Source organism: Limnoglobus sp. (assembly GCF_059499385.1).
Window position 1 is genome coordinate 17,164 of the sequence record NZ_JCABYM010000089.1, and the last position, 17,166, is coordinate 34,329.

At 70.5% G+C, this 17,166-nt stretch carries 13 protein-coding genes; 3 read left to right on the forward strand and 10 right to left on the reverse strand.

Features of this window, described 5'->3' with window-relative positions; genetic code table 11:
* Positions 1–53: 53 nt before the first annotated feature.
* Together AC5JJ2_RS16385 and AC5JJ2_RS16390 are read right to left on the reverse strand one after the other, a co-directional pair.
* Complete coding sequence (locus tag AC5JJ2_RS16385) at positions 54–557, reverse strand: hypothetical protein (RefSeq protein WP_495859088.1); 504 nt, start codon at positions 555–557, stop codon at positions 54–56.
* Between the two features lie 292 nt (positions 558–849).
* Positions 850–2,181: a DUF1501 domain-containing protein gene (locus tag AC5JJ2_RS16390; protein ID WP_495859089.1), complete on the reverse strand. Its 1,332-nt coding sequence runs from the start codon at positions 2,179–2,181 to the stop codon at positions 850–852.
* 274 nt (positions 2,182–2,455) lie between these two features.
* Here AC5JJ2_RS16390 and AC5JJ2_RS16395 point away from each other — a divergent pair, with 274 nt between their 5' ends.
* Positions 2,456–2,677, forward strand: coding sequence for a hypothetical protein (locus AC5JJ2_RS16395; RefSeq protein WP_495859090.1), 222 nt, complete (start codon positions 2,456–2,458; stop codon positions 2,675–2,677).
* On the opposite strand, the gene AC5JJ2_RS16400 is transcribed toward AC5JJ2_RS16395, so the two are convergent.
* The 8 genes from AC5JJ2_RS16400 to AC5JJ2_RS16435 form a co-directional block, all read right to left on the reverse strand.
* Positions 2,653–4,110 carry a protein adenylyltransferase SelO gene (locus AC5JJ2_RS16400; RefSeq protein ID WP_495859091.1) on the reverse strand — a complete coding sequence of 486 codons (1,458 nt, stop codon included), beginning with the start codon at positions 4,108–4,110 and terminating at the stop codon, positions 2,653–2,655. The genes AC5JJ2_RS16395 and AC5JJ2_RS16400 overlap by 25 nt on opposite strands.
* Before the next feature lie 184 nt (positions 4,111–4,294).
* Complete coding sequence (locus tag AC5JJ2_RS16405) at positions 4,295–6,238, reverse strand: hybrid sensor histidine kinase/response regulator (RefSeq protein WP_495859092.1); 1,944 nt, start codon at positions 6,236–6,238, stop codon at positions 4,295–4,297.
* A gap of 107 nt (positions 6,239–6,345) precedes the next feature.
* Positions 6,346–7,518, reverse strand: coding sequence for an NADH-quinone oxidoreductase subunit D (locus AC5JJ2_RS16410; RefSeq protein ID WP_495859093.1), 1,173 nt, complete (start codon positions 7,516–7,518; stop codon positions 6,346–6,348).
* Between the two features lie 124 nt (positions 7,519–7,642).
* On the reverse strand, positions 7,643–9,721 hold the full coding sequence (locus tag AC5JJ2_RS16415) for a S46 family peptidase (protein WP_495859094.1): 2,079 nt from the start codon (positions 9,719–9,721) through the stop codon (positions 7,643–7,645).
* Between the two features lie 197 nt (positions 9,722–9,918).
* Positions 9,919–10,383: a hypothetical protein gene (locus AC5JJ2_RS16420; RefSeq protein ID WP_495859095.1), complete on the reverse strand. Its 465-nt coding sequence runs from the start codon at positions 10,381–10,383 to the stop codon at positions 9,919–9,921.
* Between the two features lie 155 nt (positions 10,384–10,538).
* The gene (locus AC5JJ2_RS16425; RefSeq protein WP_495859096.1) at positions 10,539–11,819 is read right to left on the reverse strand and encodes an ATP-binding protein; all 1,281 of its coding nucleotides are present in this window, start codon (positions 11,817–11,819) and stop codon (positions 10,539–10,541) included.
* Positions 11,820–11,953: 134 nt separating this feature from the next.
* Positions 11,954–12,421: a CBS domain-containing protein gene (locus AC5JJ2_RS16430; RefSeq protein ID WP_495859097.1), complete on the reverse strand. Its 468-nt coding sequence runs from the start codon at positions 12,419–12,421 to the stop codon at positions 11,954–11,956.
* Positions 12,422–12,572: 151 nt separating this feature from the next.
* A complete protein-coding gene (locus AC5JJ2_RS16435; RefSeq protein ID WP_495859101.1) occupies positions 12,573–15,311 on the reverse strand; it encodes a DUF4394 domain-containing protein in 2,739 nt (912 codons plus the stop codon).
* Between the two features lie 341 nt (positions 15,312–15,652).
* On the opposite strand from AC5JJ2_RS16435, the gene AC5JJ2_RS16440 reads away from it, so the two are divergent.
* Together AC5JJ2_RS16440 and AC5JJ2_RS16445 are read left to right on the forward strand one after the other, a co-directional pair.
* Complete coding sequence (locus AC5JJ2_RS16440) at positions 15,653–16,597, forward strand: WD40 repeat domain-containing protein (protein ID WP_495859098.1); 945 nt, start codon at positions 15,653–15,655, stop codon at positions 16,595–16,597.
* Between the two features lie 7 nt (positions 16,598–16,604).
* Positions 16,605–17,054 carry a DUF4385 domain-containing protein gene (locus AC5JJ2_RS16445; protein ID WP_495859099.1) on the forward strand — a complete coding sequence of 150 codons (450 nt, stop codon included), beginning with the start codon at positions 16,605–16,607 and terminating at the stop codon, positions 17,052–17,054.
* Positions 17,055–17,166 lie beyond the last annotated feature (112 nt).

Here is a 17,166-nt window from a genome sequence, read left to right on the forward strand (position 1 = left end):
AAAGGGGGCGGCCGGGCCACCCCCTCGGTTCGGACGCACGAACGCGGTGGCCGTTACTTCTTGATTTCCTTGCCCGTCTCGGCGTTGATCTGCAGGTCGCCGAACGTCAGCACGAGGTCGTCGCCGACCTTCTCGTACTTCATCTCGGAGAACTCCTTGTCCTTGAGCAGCTTCGACGCGATCTCCATCAGCCGGCCTTCCGGCAGCTTCGCCTTGCCGGTCGCCTTCTTCATGAGCAGGTCGAGCATGTCCTTGTTGACCTTCTCGATCCCCTTGCTCGTGTCCTTGACGACCTTGCCGCTCTTCAGGTCCACTTCCCGCTCGAACAGCAGCCGCTGCTCGCGGTTGTACATGTAGAAGCCCATCACGACGGACCCGTCACTCTTGTTCTCGACGCGGGAGTTGACGAGCTGGCCGCTCGGCGGGTTGGCCGTGGCCACGGCGTAGGCGTCCTTGAACTGATCGACCGTGCCCTTGCCGGGGCCGGCCTTGGTTTGCGCGAAGGCCGACGCGCCGAACACGACGACCGCGGCCAGGGCCGCACTGAACTTGACCATGACGTTTCTCCGGAGGAATGACCGAGGACGTAGGACCATTTTCCGCCCCTTCGACCGAGCCGCGAGGGTCGGAAGAATAGACGCGGAAGGTGAGGGAATAGTTCTTCGGTTAGATAAAAGAGTAACCACCGGCCGGGCCGGACACAACCCAAATTCCGCAGAACGACCCGCGGGCATCACCGGCGCGACCGGCGCATCCGCGCCGGCACGGTCACGGCGAACGGCACGGCGTAAGCGTGCCGGTGGAGCGCTCCACCGGCATGCTTACGCCGTGCCGTTCGCCAAACCCGCCCTACGAAACCAGCTCGCTGATCGGCGACCCCCACGGGACGAGCGTGAACGGCCGCTGGAGGCGGTCCCGCAGCTCCGTGTCCGGCGGGATGCCGAGGCATTGGTAGGCGGTCGCGATCACGTCCGCCGGCGACACCGGGTTGCGGCTCGGCTTCGCCCCGATCTTGTCGCTGGCCCCGTGGACGGCCCCGCCCTTGATCCCGCCGCCGGCCAGCATCAAGGAGTAGCAAAAGTTCCAGTGGTCCCGCCCGGCCGCCGGGTTGACCTTCGGCGACCGCCCGAACTCGCCCATGACGACCACGAGCGTGCGGTCGAACAGCCCGCGGTCCGACAGGTCGGCGAACAGGCTGGCCACGGCCGCGTCGAGTTGCGGTAGCAACTCGTCCTTCAGTTTCTTGAAGTTGTTCCCATGCGTGTCCCACGTCGCGTTCGCGTCCGGGGCCCACGAGACGCACGCCACCCGCGACCCGGCCTCGATCAGCCGCCGGGCGAGCAGGACGCTCTGGCCGTAGATGTTCCGCCCGTAGGAATCCCGCACCTTCGGCGGCTCGCGGTCGATGCGGAGCGCCTTCTGCATCTCCGGCGACGTGAGCAGGTCGAACGCCTTCGCCTGGATCGCGTCGTGTTCCAGCACGGTCGTGTTGCCGCCGAGCTTGCCGACGAGTTGCTTCCGCACGTCGAGCCGGGACGGGTCCACGTCCGGGCCGAGGGTCAGCTCCGGCATGTCGAAGTTCGGGGCGTTCGGGTCCTTCAGGATGAAGAACGGGTCGCGGGGCTTGCCGAGGAACCCGCCGTAGAACCCCGGCTGTGGCGGCCCGCCCGCGCCTTCTTTCGTGATGTACGGCAGCGACACGTAGGGCACGACGGCCGACCGCGGCGGCTTGAGCATGCCCATGACGGAGCCGACGGCCGGGTGGTCGTTCGGGGTGAACGTGGACGCCGAGTTGTCGCCGCGGTCGTGGCCGGTGAGCGCCGTGTAGACGCCGGCGGCGTGCGCGTTGTTGACGCTGTGGTGGGCCGACCGGATGAGCGCCGACCGGTGCATCCAGTTGGCCGTCTTCGGCAGGTGCTCGCCGAACTGGACGCCGGGGACGGTGGTGGGGATCGGCTTGAACTCGCCGCGGATTTCGGGCGGCGCGTCCGGCTTCGGGTCCCACATGTCCAGGTGCGGCGGCCCGCCGTTGAGGAAGATGAGGATGCAGTGGTCGGCGTGTGTCTTCGCCGGGTTGGCGCGGAGCAACTGCGGGAGCGTAAGGCCGAGCGCGGCGGCCCCGCCGGCGGCGATCATCTCGCGGCGGGACACCCGCGGCCCGCGGCAGGGGGGGGTGGACATCGGCGAACGCCCTCGGACAGCGGAGGGATGGCAGGAAGTTGAAGTATCGCCGATTTCGCCGGCCGGGGCAAGTGTTTGTGTCAACGGCGAGCGTCGGGGCGTAAGCCCGACGTGGCTGCACCACGGGCAACGAGTTCTACGTCACCGACAATAGCCGCTGTGGGCGTGCAGCCACGTCGGGCTTACGCCCCGACGCTCGCCGTTGCGACGGGTTCAAGTTTTCGCTTCGTTCGACCGATAACTCGATGTGCCGCCGTCTCGGAACAGCATTCCCATGCGGGCCTGTGTCGTCATCGCGATCCTCGGGTTGTCGGCCGGCTGCGCCTGGACGCCGAAGCCCTACGCGACCGACCCGCTGATCCGCACGCGGACGGCCCTCCCCGGCGACCCGCTCGCGCCGGCCGCCGCCCCGCCGCGGGCCGTGCCCGAGCCGCCGGACCCGCCGGACGGCGAGTTGGTGGCGTCCGCCGGCTACGTCCCGCAGAACGTGCGGTAGCCGCACTCGTCGGCCGGCGGGTCGCGGTACTTCGCCAGCCCCGGCCGGTCCTCGAACGGCGACGCCAGCGCCGCGAGGAGGTCGTGCAACGGCGACAGGTCGTCCCGCTCCGCCGCGGCCAGTGCTTCCTCGACCCGGTGGTTCCGCGGGATCACGGCCGGGTTCGCGGCCCGCATCGCGGCGGCGACCTCGCCGGCCGGTCGGCCCTCGCGGCCGAGCCGGTCCCGCCACCGGGCGTGCCACTCGCGGAACGCCGGCTCGTCGTACCGGTCGCCCGCCGGCGGCCCCTCGCCCGACAGGTCGCGGAACACGTTCGTGAAGTCGGCCCGGACCTTCTGCATCCAGTCCAACAACCCCTGCGCCAGCTCGCGGTCGGCCGCCTCCTCCGTCGCCAGCCCCAGTTTCGCCCGCATCCCGGCCAGCCAGTACGCCCCGAACCGGTCCGGGAACTCGTTGAGCACCTCCGTCGCCACGGCGACCGCCTGGTCCCCGTCCGGGGCGAAGAGCGGCAGCAGCGCCTCGGCGAACCGGGCCAAGTTCCAGTGCGCGATCGCCGGCTGGTTTCCGTAGGCGTACCGGCCGCCGCGGTCGATCGAGCTGAACACCGTCGCCGGGTCGTAGGCGTTCATGAACGCGCACGGGCCGTAGTCGATCGTCTCGCCGGACACGGCCATGTTGTCCGTGTTCATCACCCCGTGGATGAACCCGGCGTGCTGCCACCGGGCGATCAGGGCCGCCTGCCGGTCGAGCGCGGCCCGGAAGAACGCGACGTACTTCCCCGGCCCGTCGGGGATCGTCGGGTAGTGCCGGGCGATGGCGTAGTCCGCCAGCGCCCGGAGCGTCGGCTCGTCCCGGCGGGCGGCGGCGTACTCGAACGTGCCGACGCGGATATGGCTTTCCGCCACGCGGGTGAGGACCGCGCCCCGGAGCACCCGCTCGCGGAGGACCGGCTCGCCGGTCGTGACGACGGCCAGGGCGCGGGTCGTCGGGACGCCGAGCGCCGCCATCGCCTCGCCGATGACGTACTCCCGGAGCATCGGGCCGAGGGCGGCCCGGCCGTCGCCGCGGCGGGAGAACGGGGTCGGCCCGGTCCCCTTGAACTGCACGTCCACCCGCCGGCCGGCCGGGGTGACGTGCTCGCCCAGCAGGATGGCGCGGCCGTCCCCGAGCATCGTGAACCCGCCGAACTGGTGGCCGGCGTACGCCTGCGCCAGCGGGTGCGCCCCGGCCGGCAGCTCCTGGCCGGCGAACAGGGTCGCGGGCGAGGGGACCGCCGAAAGGTCGAGGCCGAGTTCGCCCGCGAGCCGGTGGTTCAGGATCGAGACGCGCGGGTCCCGCACCCGGACCGGCGCGGCCGGGGCGTGCAGCGTGTCGGGCAGCCGGGCGTAGGTGTTGTCGAACCGCCAACCGACGGCGTCGGACGGGGTGGTCATCGTGTTCCTCAAAACGGCTCGAATCACCAACGACTAACGGTGGCGAAGTTCGCCCTGGGACCGCGGGCGTCCCGCCCGCCCACCTTCCCATCACGGGGACCAGCCTTACGCGGCTGGGCGCGAAGCGGGCGGGACGCCCGCGGTCCCAGGGGGTTGAAACCGTGTCGTGCCCCGACGAGGGGCGTCACCCCGCCGGGGGGCGGGCCGGCGTCTCGGCCAGCACCCGCTCCAGCACGGCCGGGTCGGGCGGCTTGACCAGGTGGCCGTCGCACCCGGCCTCGTGCGACTTCCGCCGGTCCTCGTCCTGGCCCCACCCGGTCAGGGCGAAGATTCGCACCGCCCGGCCCCACGGTTCCGACCGGATGCGGCGGGTGGCGTCGAACCCGTTCAGGTTCGGCATCCCCAGGTCCATGAAGATCAGGTCCGGGCGGACGGCCGCCGCCCGCTCGACCGCCTCCAGCCCGTCGCGGGCCGTGTGGACCTCGCTGCCCATGAGGGACAGCATCAGGCCGAGCGTCTCGGCCGCGTCCGCGTTGTCGTCCACGACCAGTACCGTCCGCCGGGCGACCGCCCCGACCGCCCCGTCCGTCGCGACGGGGCGGGGCGCGTCCGCGACGGCCGGCAGCCGGACCACGAACTCGCTGCCGCGGCCGCGGCCCTCGCTCTTGGCCTCGACCGTGCCGCCGTGCAACTCGACCAGCCGCTTTACGATGCTCAACCCGATCCCCAGCCCGCCCCGCGACTTCTCCAGCGACTGGTCGCCCTGCGTGAACAGGTCGAACACCTTGGGCAAAACCTCGGCGGGAATCCCGATGCCGGTGTCGCGGACGGTCACGACCGCCTCGCCGCCCTGCCGTTCGACCGTCAACCAAATGCGGCCGCCGGGGTCGGTGTACTTCACGGCGTTCGTCAGCAGGTTGCCGACGGCCTGCGCCAGCCGCGTCGGGTCGCCGTCCGCCACGACCGGGGCCGGCGGGAGCGCCACCGTCAGCTCGTGGCCGAGTTCCCGGACGGTCGGCTCGACCGTCTCGACGGCGCTGCGGGCGACCGCCGCCAGGTCCACCCGCTCCTTCTTCAACGCGACCTTGCCGCGGCTGATCCGGCTCACGTCCAGCAGGTCGTCCACCATCCGGACGAGGTGCGCGACCTGCCGCTCCATGATGCCGCGGACGCGGGCGAACGCCTCCCCGGCGGCCGGGCTACGGCGGACGATCTCCAGGCCGTTGCGGATCGGCGCGAGGGGGTTCCGCAACTCGTGCGCCAGCAGTGCCAGGAACTCGTCCTTCTTCCGGTCCGCGTCCCGCAGCTCGGCCTCCACCCGCTTGCGGGCCGAGATGTCGCGGAACACGAGGACCGACCCGACGACCCGGCCGTGCTCGTCCCGGATCGGGGCGGCGGAATCGTCGATCGGCCGGGCCGCCCCGTCCCTCGCCCGCAGGACGGTGTGGTTCGCCAGCCCGACGGTGACGCCGTCCCGCAGCACCTTGTCCACCGGGCTTTCGACCGCCGCGCCGGTGTCCTCGTTGACGATGTCGAACACGTCCGCGAGTTTGTTACCGACCGCCCCGGCCGTCCACCCGGTCAGGTGTTCCGCCACCGGGTTGATGAACGCGACCCGGCCGTCCGCGTCGGTCGCGATGACGGCGTCGCCGATGCTCGTGAGCGTGGTCCGGAACCGCTCGCGTTCGAGCTTCAGGTCGGCGTTCGCCCGCACCAGTTCGGCCGTCCGCTCGGCGACCATCCGCTCCAGTTCCTCCGGGCTGCGCATGGAGAGGACGCGGGGGATGATCGGGATGAGGGCGAGGACGGTCGCCCACGACACGACGGCGGTGAACAGCTTGATGCCACCGGCCAGCCGGTACGCCGGCCACCAGAAGATGATCGCTTCCATCAGGTGCGTCGTGCCGCACGCCAGGATGAACGCGCCGAACAGCAGGAAGACTTTTCGGAACGGCAGGTCGGTACGGCGGAGGGCGAAGACCGCCAGCACGACCGGGATGGCGACGTAGGCCGACCAGACGCCGAGGTCCGAGAGGATGTGCAGCCACCCGTGGGCGGCGGACCAGTTCCCGCACGACCACCGGGCCGGGAAGTCCGACGTGTCGAACACGCGAGCGAGGGCGTTCAAGGCCGCTCTCCGGGGTGGGGGAGGTTGCGCGAAACGGGGTGGGGAACGGCCGACGGGCCGCCGGGCGTTGGGGACGGGACGGCCCGTTGATTCTAGCAACCGGGCCGTTACCGGTCGATTTCGCCCATGACGATGTCCAGGCTGCCGAGGATGGCCGGGATGTCCCCGACGAGGCAGCCGCGGCACAACTCCTCGACCACGCTCAGGTTGCTGAAGCACCCGGACCGCGCCCGCACCCGCAGTGGGACCGCCTCCTTGCTTGGCCGGCCGACGACGTGGAACCCCATCTGCCCCCGCGGGGCCTCCGTCTCGACGTACACCTCGCCGCCCGGCAGCGTCCGCGGCGGCTCGACCCGGTGCGACCCCGTCGCCGACGGGTAGCGGTCGAGCGCCTGCCGGCAGATGTGGACGCTCTGCAACACTTCCATCATCCGCACGTAAAACCGGTGCCAGCAGTCGCCGACGACCGCCCCCGGCGGGGCGCGGTCGAACGGCGGGACCGGCACGTCGAACGCGTACCTCTCGTAGCCGGAGTAGGGTTCCGTCTTGCGGAGGTCCCAGGGCGGGTCGCCTTTCGTCGCGTCGAGCGACCCGCGGAGGACGGCCCCGGTGCAGCCGTAGTTGATCGCCATGTCCCGCGGCAGCACGCCGACGCCGGCCGTCCGCTTCACGAAGATGTGGTTGTCCGTCAGCATCGCGTGGTAGTCCGCGATGTTCGGCGTGAAGTAGTCCAGGAAATTCCCGCAGCGGGCGACGAAGCCGTCCGGCAAGTCATCGTGGACGCCGCCGATCGTGACGTAGCTGTAGGTGAGCCGCGCGCCGCACACGTCTTCAAAGAGGTCGAGGATGTGTTCCCGCTCGCGGAAGGCGTACAGGAACGGGCTGAAGCTGCCGAGGTCGAGGCCGTAGGCCCCCATGCCGACGAGGTGGGACGCGATCCGGTTCAGCTCGCACACCAGCACGCGGATGACCTGGGCCTTCTCCGGCACGGGCAGGCCGCAGAGCTTCTCGACCGCGAGCGCGTAGCCGAGATTCATGTTCATGGCGGCGAGGTAGTCCATCCGGTCCGTGTACGGGATGAACTGGACGGGGGTGACGTTCTCGCCGATCTTCTCGGCGCAGCGGTGGAGGTAGCCGAGGTGCGGCGTCACCTCGCGGACGATCTCGCCGTCGGTGCGGAGGACGAGCCGGAGGACGCCGTGCGTGCTGGGGTGCTGCGGCCCCATGTTGATGAGCATCTCGTCCGTGCGAACGTCGAACTCGACCAGCTCCGTTTGCATCGACGGCCCTCGGCGGCGGAAGGGTTAGTTTACGGACCGGCAAACGCGCGGGACGGGAACGAAAAGCGGCGGGCGGGTGCGACCTCGTCTCGCTCCCGCCCGCCGCGAATTGCCGCCCGGTGCGTTACTTCTTCCCCTCCAACTCGTTGGCGAGGTCGCCGGCGTCGTACACCTTCCGCAGGCTCTCGACCATCGCCCGGCTGTCCACGCTGACCGCGCGGGCCTGCTCCTCCGTGTACACGAAGTCCAGCACCAGCGACTGGATGTTGCCGTCGAAGATCAGGCCCACCACCTCGCCCTTCTGGTTCACCACCGGCGACCCGCTGTTGCCGCCGATGATGTCGGCCGTGCTCACGAAGTTGAACGGCGTCTTCAGGTCCAGGCTCTGCTTCTTCTCCTCCCACCGCTTCGGCAACTCGAACGGGTACTTGTTCCCCTGCTCCTTGCTCCGCTCGTACAGCCCGCCCATCTCCGTGAACGGCGGGACCGCCTTGCCGGCCTCCGTGTACCCCTTCACCGGGCCGAACGCCAGCCGCAGCGTGAACGTCGCGTCCGGGTACGTGTTCGTCCCGTCCAGCGCGAACCGGGCCTTCGCCAGCGCCGCCATCGCCTGCCGCCGCGGCTCGTCGATCTCCGTCTCCGCCTTCTTGCGGATCGCCCGCGCCGGGCCGTCCACCAACTTCGCCACCGCGACCATCGGGTCGGCCTCGTCCGCCCCCTTCTCGAACATCGCCTTCCGCGCCGCCACGTCCTTCACCTTCGTCCCGCTGACCAGCTCGTACGCCCGCTCCTTCGGCGACTTCCCGGCCAGCACTTGCTTCACCAGCTCGTGGTCCGCCCCCATCGTCGTGGCGAACAGCGTCAGCCCGTCGGCGAGCTTCAGAATCTCGAAGTCGTCGTGGATCGGCTCGTCCGAGAAGAGGCCCTGCTTCAAGGAGCCGAGGCGGGCGTCGCCGAACTCCGGCAGCCGCTCGCGGGGCGACTTGGCCTTCTCCTCCGTGTACCGCAAGAGCGTCCGGGCGATGCCGAACAGTTGGCTGTTAAACGCCGCCCCGCCCTCCAGGAGCGTCGCCTCCTTGATGTACGCCACCCGCTTCTGCTGCCCCGCGGCGATCGTCTCGAACGCCTTCGCGGCCTCGGCCGGGACCTTGTCCGCGTTCGCGGCGATGAAGTCCTTCAGCCGCTTCTCCTCGGCCGCCTTGCGGGCCATGATCGACGGGTCGAGCAGCCCGCCGAGGCCGCCGATCCGCGCCTTCCGGCTGTTCTGGATGCCGAACAGTTCGTCCTCGCCCTTCTGCCGGTTGTCCTCGCTCCGGGCGACCCACGACCCGATGTTCACCTCCATCCGGTAGAGCCGCTGCATGAGGAACGGGTAGCCGGTGTCGCGGAGGTATTCCAACTCGGCCATCGTGTTCTGCCGGTTCGTGCGGCCGGGGTGGCCGGACACGAACGTCAGTTCGCCGTCCTTCGCGCCGCCGGCGCTCCACTTCAGGTAGTGCTCGCACTTGAGCGGCTGGTCGTTCTCGTAGACGCGGAAGAAGCACATGTCCAGGCAGAACCGCGGGTACTCGAAGTTGTCCGGGTCGCCGCCGAAGAACGCGACGGCCTTCTCCGGGGCGAACACGAGGCGGATGTCCGTGTACTTCTTGTACGTGTACAGGTGGTAAGCCCCGCCGGCGTACAGCGTCACCACGTCGGCGCGGACGCCCTTCGCTTCATCGGCCCCGGCCTTCTCGATCTCGGCGATCTTCCCCTGCCGGGCCTTGAACGCCTCGGCCGGCGGCATGCCGTCCTTCACCGCGGCGTTCACGTCCGCGGTCACGTCCTTGATGTTCTGGAGGCAGTTCAGCTCCAGCGCCTTGCACTTGATCTCCTCGGCCGGGGTCTTCGCGTGGAACCCGTCCTTGAGGTAGTCCTTCTCCTTCGTCGAGAGCTTCTGGAGGTCGTCGGCCCCGACGTGGTGGTTGGTCATGACGAGGCCGTTGGCGGACACGAAGCTGCCGGACCCGCCGCTGTTGAACCGGACGCTGGCCTTTTGCAGGTGGTCCAGCCAGGCGTCGGTCGGCTCGAACCCGTACTTCTCCTTGAGGAGTTTCTTGGGCACGTTGTTGAACAGCCACATGCCCTCGTCGCCGAAGGTCGGCGTCATCGTCATGGCGATCCCCGCGGCGACGGCCGCCCAGGTGCGAACGCGGAAGCGCATAACCTCTCCCCTCGATGTGCCCGCGGGTCCGCCGCGGGTGGTAGGCATTTATAGGCGAGACGCGGGGGAAAGTTTAGCGCGGCGATAAGGCTTTCGGACATGCAACGGCGAACGCCACGGCGTGAGCGTGGCGGTTCCTCTCAGCGGGGAGGAACCGCCACGCTCACGCCGTGGCGTTCGCCGTTGATGCGTGGCGGTCACTCGCCCTTGTTGAAGTAGTTCACCACCGCCAGCGCGACGCCGACGACGGCCAGCACCAGGCCGCAGTAGATGATCGCCCGCATCGTCGCGTACATGTTCCGCAGGCCCCGCAGCGCCCCCATCAGGTGCCACACGTCCTCGTTCTTCGTCTCCACGATCTTCCGGAACGACGCGGCCGCCCCGCCCGTCCAGAACCCGATCGCCAGGCACAGCAGCATCGACGCCCCGAGGCCGATCGCCGGGAAGAAGTTCTCCCGGTTCTTCAGCGTGTGCAGGAGCTGGAACGCGAAGAAGATCGCGAACACGAGGCCGAGCAGCTGCATCAGCGACGCGACCACCCGCATCGCGTCCGCGAGGCCGCCGATCGTCCGGTTGTGCTCCTCGGTGAACTCGTACTGGCTCGACTTGTACTCGACCGGCTGCGGGGCGGTCGCGGGCGGCGGCGGGGGTTGCGGGTCCATGTTGCACCTCGACGACGGGGCGGGCGTGCGGCGATTGTACGGACGGCGGCCGTGGGTGGAACCCGGAGCGGGAGCGATGGGGTGTGTCTCGGCAGGACAAACACCCCGTCGCTCCCGCTCCGGGTTCCACGGTGACAGGGACGAACGGGCACGGCCTACCCGCCGGTGACCCGCGGCAGGTAGACGCGGACCGTCGTGCCGAGGCCGACGGCCGAGTCCACCCGGATGAACCCGCCGGCCCGCTCGACGATCTGCTTGACGATGGCCATGCCCATGCCGGTCCCGGCCGTCGCCCGCTTCGTCGTGAAGAACGGCTCGAACATCCGCGCCCGCGTTTCCTCGTCCATGCCGACGCCGGTGTCGGCGACGGCGAGCAGGGCGTAGACGCCGTGGTGCGCCGCGTCGCCGTTCACGTCCTCGGCGGACACGCGGGCGGTCAGGATGCCGCCGGACGGCATCGCGTCGCGGGCGTTCAACACCAGGTTCATGACGACCCGCTCCAGCCGGGCCGGGTCGATGAACACGCGGCCGACGCCGGGGTCGCGGTGGAACTGGACGTGCCACGCCGGGCCGGCCGCCGACCGGACCAGCGGCAGCACCCGCTCGACGGCGTCGGCCAGTTTCACCACCTGCGGGGCGTCCGCCTCCGCCCGGCCGAACGCCGCCATCTCCTGCACCAGCGTCGCCCCGCGGTTGCCGGCCTCCAGGATGTGCCCGGCCATGTCGAGCACGTCCTTCGGCAGCGTGCGAACCCGCAGGATTTCCGTGGCGAACCCGATGACCACGGTGAGGATGTTCTTGAAGTCGTGGGCCGCCCCGGCCGCGACGCGGGCCAGCACCTCCGCCTGCTCGAGGCCGAGGAGCATCTCGCACGTCTGCTGGAGGACGGCCTGCGACTCCTGCAGGTCGGCCGCGTTCAGCTTCAGCGCGATCAGGTCCGACACGGACGCGGCGAAGTCCCGCTCCTCCGTCGTCCACTCCCGCGGCGGGCCGGAGTGCTCGTTGCACAGGACGCCGATGACCCGGCCGTCGCGGTAGATCGAGGCGTCGAGCATCGAGGCGATGCCGAGCGGCCCGAGGTACACGCCGGCGAGCTGCCGGGTGCGGGGGTCGGCGTGCGCCTGCTCGGCCGGGATCGACCGGCGGCTCTCGAGGGCCTGGAAGTAGTCCGGGAAGTCGGCCACCTGGAGCGTCGCCCCCTCGCAGAAGGTCCGCTCCTCCCGCTCGTACAGGTAGGCGCACCGCAGGGCCTTGCGGTCGGCGGTGTAGAACCAGATGCCGGCGCGGGCGACGGCGAGCGTGTCCGCGGACAGCTCGCAGGCGCGGCGGAGGATGTCCGCCAGCGGCAGGTCGGGGCCGGGGTTGAGCCGGGCGAGTTCGAGCCGGGCGGCGTCGGCCGGCCGCCGGGGTTCGTCCGCGAGGAGGGGGTTGGACATGGCACGGTTCCTGTCAGAGACGGACCGTCGAGAGAAGTGGGGATGCGTGAACTGTACCGCGGCGCGGGCCGGGACGCGAGGGGAAACTATGATCGCGATTGGAATAATGAGCGGGCGATGAGTTGGGCGGCGGGTTACGCCCCCTCGGCCGTGTCCGGGACCTGCTTCGGATCCGGCGGCTGGTTGTAGATCGTGTTCGGGAAGTGCTCGACGAGGTAATGCACCACCCGCTTCGCGGACAGGATGCCGACCGGCTTGTTCTGGTCGTCCACGACCGGCAGGTGGCGGTAGCTGCCGCCCTGCATCCGCTTCACGGCCGTCCGGATCGAGTCCTTCGGCTCGACCGTCACCGGGTCCGGCGTCATCACGTCCCGGATCGGCAGGTCGAGCGACTTGCCGCTGGCCAGGACGCGGGTGAGCAGGTCGCGCTCCGTGAAGATGCCGACGAGCCGGCCGTCGCGGACGACGAGCAGGCAGCCGACCTTCTCCCGCCGCATGAGTTCCACCGTGTCGGCCACGCGGGTGGCCGCGTCCACCTGCCGCGGCGGCGTCGGGTGCAGCCGGGCCACGCTCTCGACCTTCAGGTTGCGGGTGAGTTCCATGCGGCCATTGTGCGCCGGGCCGCGGGCGGTGACAAGGCATAGTAGTAGGCACACTCCGTGTGCCGTCTCCTTCCCGCCGCGGTGAGTTCGTCCGACTCGTTGCGACCGGCAGCAGACGGCACACGGAGTGTGCCTACTACTATGTGTCGCCTTACCCCACGAACGCGCCGTTCGTGCCGGCGAACGCGTCGAACGCGAACGCCTCCGGCGGCGTGCCGGCCGACGCGATCGTCGCGCCGGCGTAGGCCGTCACCCGCGTGCCGACGCCGGCCCCGCTGCCGACGACGATGTCGGCCTTGTTGTCCCCGTCCAGGTTCTTCACCGCCACCCGGATGCCGCCGCGGGTGCTCGGGTCGCCGGAGAAGAAGTTCGCAATCGGCGTGATCGTCGCCCCGCCGGAGTCCACCAACAGGTCGCCGTCGAACACCTGGACCCGCGGGCCGCCGCTCGGCCCGCCGCCGGCCACGATGTCCGCCTTGCCGTCCCCGTTCAGGTCCCCGAGGGCGATGAACGCGCCGTTACGGAGCGTCGGCTCGAACGCGAAGAAGTCGTTGAACAGCCGCGTCGGGTTGCTGCCCGGCAGCGTCGTGCCGTTGTACACGGCGACCCGCGGGCCGCCGCTGAACCCGGCGGCGACGGCGAGGTCGCCGATGCCGTCCCCGTTCACGTCGCCGACGGCCGCCCGCGCCCCGCCGCGGAAGTTCTTGTCCGCGATCCCGAAGAAGCTGGCGATCTTGCCGAACCCGGCCCCGTTGAACGCGTCCACCCGCGGGCCGCCGCCGCGGTCCGGCGTGATGAACAGTTCCGGGATGCCGTCGCCGGTCGTGTCGCCGGCGGCGACGTACACGCCGCCGGTGAACGTGCTCTCGAACGGCTGGAAGCTGGCGATCTGGTTGCCGGTCTTGCCGTCGAAGATCCGCACGTCGGTCGCGATGCCCGGCCCGGTCCCCATCACGATGTCCGCGACGCCGTCGCCGGTGAAGTCGGCGGCCGCCACCCGCACCCCGCCGGTGAACCCGGCCGCGAACGGGTTGTTAATCGTTTGCAGCACCGTCTTGCCGTCGGAAGCGTACAGCTTGGCGGACGCGGCGACGCCGGCGTCGGTGCCGACGGCGAAGCTGCCGATGCCGACGAGGCCGGCCGTCGAGGCCGCGACCTCGCCCGCCGACAGCCCGACGACCGGGGTGGTCCCGCCGCCGATCGCGCCGAGCTTCGTCGCCGCCCCGGTGGCCAGGTTGATGACGTACAGGGCCGTGTTCCCGGACACCGTCAGGGCGGCGAATGCATTCCCGGCGGCCGGGTCGTTGGACTTGGCCACGGTCACGCTCGCCGGGATGTCGAACCCGGTCACGTCGGTGAAGTCGAGGGCCGCGCCGCCGAGCGTGATGCCGACGCCGCTCGTCAGCACGCCGTCGTTCGGCGGGGTTTGGATGTAAATCTTGTCCGTGCTCGCGTCGAGCGTGTACTGGGTCGTGAACGCCGCCTTGTGGAAGCCGTTCGTGTACGCCGTCGCGTCCCCCTTGGACGCCGTGCCGCCGACGTTGAGGTTGCCGTCCGGTTGCGTGCCGGCCACGGCCGCGTCGAAGTCCACGGCCGCCCCGGTCGTCGGATCGACGCGGAAGTTCGACCCGGCCCCGGCGAGGGTGGTGACGACCCGCAGCTTGTCCACCGTCGGGTTGATGTCGATGCCGAAGCTCGTGCCGGCCGGGAACGTGATGGCCGCCCCGGTCCCGTCCACCAGCGCGATGCCCGCGCCGACCGGCGTGGTCCCGCCGGTCTGCGGGTCGAGGACCGCCAGCCGGATCGTCTTCGCCGTCGTGTCCTGGACGAGCGCCAGGTACTGGCCGGTGGACGGCCGCCGGTCGAGGCCGACGATCGCCTCCGTCGCGCCGAGGCCGCCGACCGCGACGGTCGTGGCCGTGCCCGGCGTGAGGGAGTTGAACCGGAGGACGTTCCCGCCGGCGACGGCGACGAACGGCGTGCCGGTCGTCGCCAGGTTCGGCTGGACGGCCAGCCCCTGCACGGCGACGCTGCCGCCGCCGGCCGCGATGCCGAAGTTCCCGACCTTCGTGGCCTTCCCGTTCGTCAGGTCGATGGCGTACAGCGACGGGACGCCGGCCACGGTCAGGGCCGCGAACCCGGCCCCGGCGGTGACGGCGGTGTTCGACGTGTCCACCGTCACCCCGGCCGGGATGTCGAACCCGGTGACGGCCGTGAAGTCGATGTTCGCGCCGGCGACGCTGACGCTGACGCCGGCCGTCTGCGTGCCGTTGTTCGGCGGGTTCTGGATGAACAGCTTGTCGGTCGCGGCGTCGAGCGTGTACTGCGTCGTCGCGGTCGCGTTCGGCCCGTTGTTCGTGTACGCGGTCGCGTCCACGGTCGTCGTCCCGCCGCTGGCCGCCCCGTCCGGGTTGATGCCCGGCGTGCCGGCCGCCCCGTCCACGATGCCGCCGGTGTTCGGGTTGATGCGGAAGTTCACCCCGGCGTCGGTGACGACCCGGAGCCGGTCCACGGTCGGGTTGAAGTCCACGCCGAAGTTCGTGCCGGCGACGGCGACCGGGTTGCCGTCCCCGTCGGTGAACTGGGTCGGGGCGGCGGACAGCGGCGTGGCCGTGCCGGTCTGCGGGCTGATGGCGTACAGCCGGACGGCCCCGGCCCCGTTGGACGTGAGGCCGTACAGCTGCCCGTTCTGCGGCCGCACGTCGATCCCGACGAGGTTCTCCCCGGCCCCGAGGCCGGTGACGTTCGTGACCGTCCCGGCCCCCGGCGTCGCGGTGTCGAACGCGAAGATCGCGTTGTTCGACAGGGCGAACGCGGCCACGGGCGTGGTGCGGTCTTCCAGTTGCGTCACGTGCGGCCGGAACGAGGCGGTCATCATGCGTCGCTGCATCTTCGTCACGGTGCGAACTCCGCGGCTCGGGGGTTGAGAGGCGCGCCGCCCGGTCCGAGCCGGAGACCGGTGGCGGTAGGTCGTGGGTGGGGCGACGGCACCCGGAACTTCGACAGGCACGAATCGTGGGCGGACCGGGCCGTTAAGATTGGACGAACGCGAATATCTTGTGCAATCGGACCCGTTTTGCCAGTCCTGAAGGTGGGAAAAACCGAGAGTTTGGGGGCTTCGTGAGATCGTTAGAAAGATGGGAGCAAAACTCGTGATCGGCGGTACGTCGGCACATCCGTTGCAACCCTCTTCCCGCCCGTCGTACCTTGGATGCCCGTGGGGTGGTTGCCATGAATGCCGTCGTGCCCTTGTTTGCGCTCGCCTTGCTCGCTGCTCCCGGCCGCGCCGCCGGGCCGCTCGAAATTCCCGCCCACGAGACGGACATCTTCTCGCTCGCGTTCTCCCCGGACGGCAAGGCGTTGGCTTCCGCGAGCAAGGACCGCGCGGTCGCGGTGTGGAACGCGGCGACCGGCGACAAGGTCCACGCGCTGACGGGCCACGCGGCCGACGTGCTGCGGGTCGCGTACTCCCCGGACGGGGCGCGGCTCGCGTCCGCCGGGGCCGACGGGCAGGTCAAAATCTGGGACCCGCAAACCGGGAAGGAGTTGCGGTCGATCAGGGCGCACGGCAACTGGGTGAGCGGGATCGCGTACAGCCCGGACGGGAAGTGGCTGGCGACGGCCAGCGCGGACAAGACGGCCGCCGTGTGGGACGCGGCGAGCGGCGCGGCCCGCTGCACGTTCAAGGGGCACGCCGCCGAGGTCTGGGGCGTGGCGTTCGCCCCGGACGGGAAGACCGTCGCCTCTTGTTCAAAGGACCAGACCGTCCGGGTCTGGGACGCGGCCACGGCCGAGCCGGTCCGGGAGTTGAAGGGGCACAAGGGCGAGGTATACACGGTCGCCTTCCACCCGACGGACGGCCTGATCGCGAGCTGCGCGTCGGACGGCACGGTCAACCTGTGGGACCCCGCCAGCGGCGACGTGGTGCGGACGCTCAAGGGCCACAAGGGGACGGTCTACACGGTCGCGTTCGCGGGTCCGGTGATCGCCAGCTCGTCGGCGGACAAGACGGCCCGGGTGTGGGACGTGAAGACCGGCAAGGCGGTGAAGGAGCTGCCGGCGCACAAGAACGAGGTGCTCGCGGTGGCGGTGTCCGCCGACGGGACCCGCGTGGCCACGGCCGGGAAGGACCGGGTCGTCCGCGTCACGCCGACGGACCGACTCGCCGGGAAGTGAGGTCGCGATGTTCGACTACACCCTCGACTTCAAGGCGATCGACTTCCGCGACCACCCGGAGCTTTACCGCGTCGGCAAGGGCGAGCAGGGCGTCCTACTCGTCGAGCCGTACAAGGGCGAAATCCTCCCGCACTGGCGGTTCAAGACCGTGGCCGAGGCGAAGAAGTCGTCGGCGAAGATTTACAAGCTGTTCCTCGCGTACCTGCGGGCGAAGGACTTCCCCGGCGCGGACATGGCTCGGAAGTTCCTCCAGATGGGCTGGACGCGGGCGCGGCGGTACGCGAACCACAAGGGCGGCCGGAAGTACGACGCGGACGGCAAGCCGCTGCCCCGCGTCGAGGACGCGGAGAAGGCGGCGGCCGCGGCCGTGTTCTACGAGCGGTACGTCGCCGCCCGCGAGCACCCGGAGTACCGCCGCCAGCGGCACAGGCACGTCGAGAGATACGAGGCAGCGTAGCTGCCGATTCTTGTGGAACCCGGCGCGGGGGGGGCCGGGGTTGGGGCGGGTGCCCCAACCCCCCGCGCCCCCGCCCCGGGCCACCAGAAGGGGGGTTTTGGGGTTGAGGGCG

Excerpts from the sequence above, each read along its gene's own strand:
- AC5JJ2_RS16415 (WP_495859094.1), bottom strand. The coding sequence starts at position 9,721 with ATGCGCTTCCGCGTTCGCACCTGGGCGGCCGTCGCCGCGGGGATCGCC.
- AC5JJ2_RS16430 (WP_495859097.1), bottom strand. The coding sequence starts at position 12,421 with ATGGAACTCACCCGCAACCTGAAGGTCGAGAGCGTGGCCCGGCTGCAC.
- AC5JJ2_RS16395 (WP_495859090.1), top strand. The coding sequence starts at position 2,456 with ATGCGGGCCTGTGTCGTCATCGCGATCCTCGGGTTGTCGGCCGGCTGC.
- AC5JJ2_RS16445 (WP_495859099.1), top strand. The coding sequence starts at position 16,605 with ATGTTCGACTACACCCTCGACTTCAAGGCGATCGACTTCCGCGACCAC.
- AC5JJ2_RS16435 (WP_495859101.1), bottom strand. The coding sequence starts at position 15,311 with ATGCAGCGACGCATGATGACCGCCTCGTTCCGGCCGCACGTGACGCAA.
- AC5JJ2_RS16400 (WP_495859091.1), bottom strand. The coding sequence starts at position 4,110 with ATGACCACCCCGTCCGACGCCGTCGGTTGGCGGTTCGACAACACCTAC.
- AC5JJ2_RS16385 (WP_495859088.1), bottom strand. The coding sequence starts at position 557 with ATGGTCAAGTTCAGTGCGGCCCTGGCCGCGGTCGTCGTGTTCGGCGCG.
- AC5JJ2_RS16410 (WP_495859093.1), bottom strand. The coding sequence starts at position 7,518 with ATGCAAACGGAGCTGGTCGAGTTCGACGTTCGCACGGACGAGATGCTC.
- AC5JJ2_RS16440 (WP_495859098.1), top strand. The coding sequence starts at position 15,653 with ATGAATGCCGTCGTGCCCTTGTTTGCGCTCGCCTTGCTCGCTGCTCCC.
- AC5JJ2_RS16425 (WP_495859096.1), bottom strand. The coding sequence starts at position 11,819 with ATGTCCAACCCCCTCCTCGCGGACGAACCCCGGCGGCCGGCCGACGCC.
- AC5JJ2_RS16390 (WP_495859089.1), bottom strand. The coding sequence starts at position 2,181 with ATGTCCACCCCCCCCTGCCGCGGGCCGCGGGTGTCCCGCCGCGAGATG.
- AC5JJ2_RS16420 (WP_495859095.1), bottom strand. The coding sequence starts at position 10,383 with ATGGACCCGCAACCCCCGCCGCCGCCCGCGACCGCCCCGCAGCCGGTC.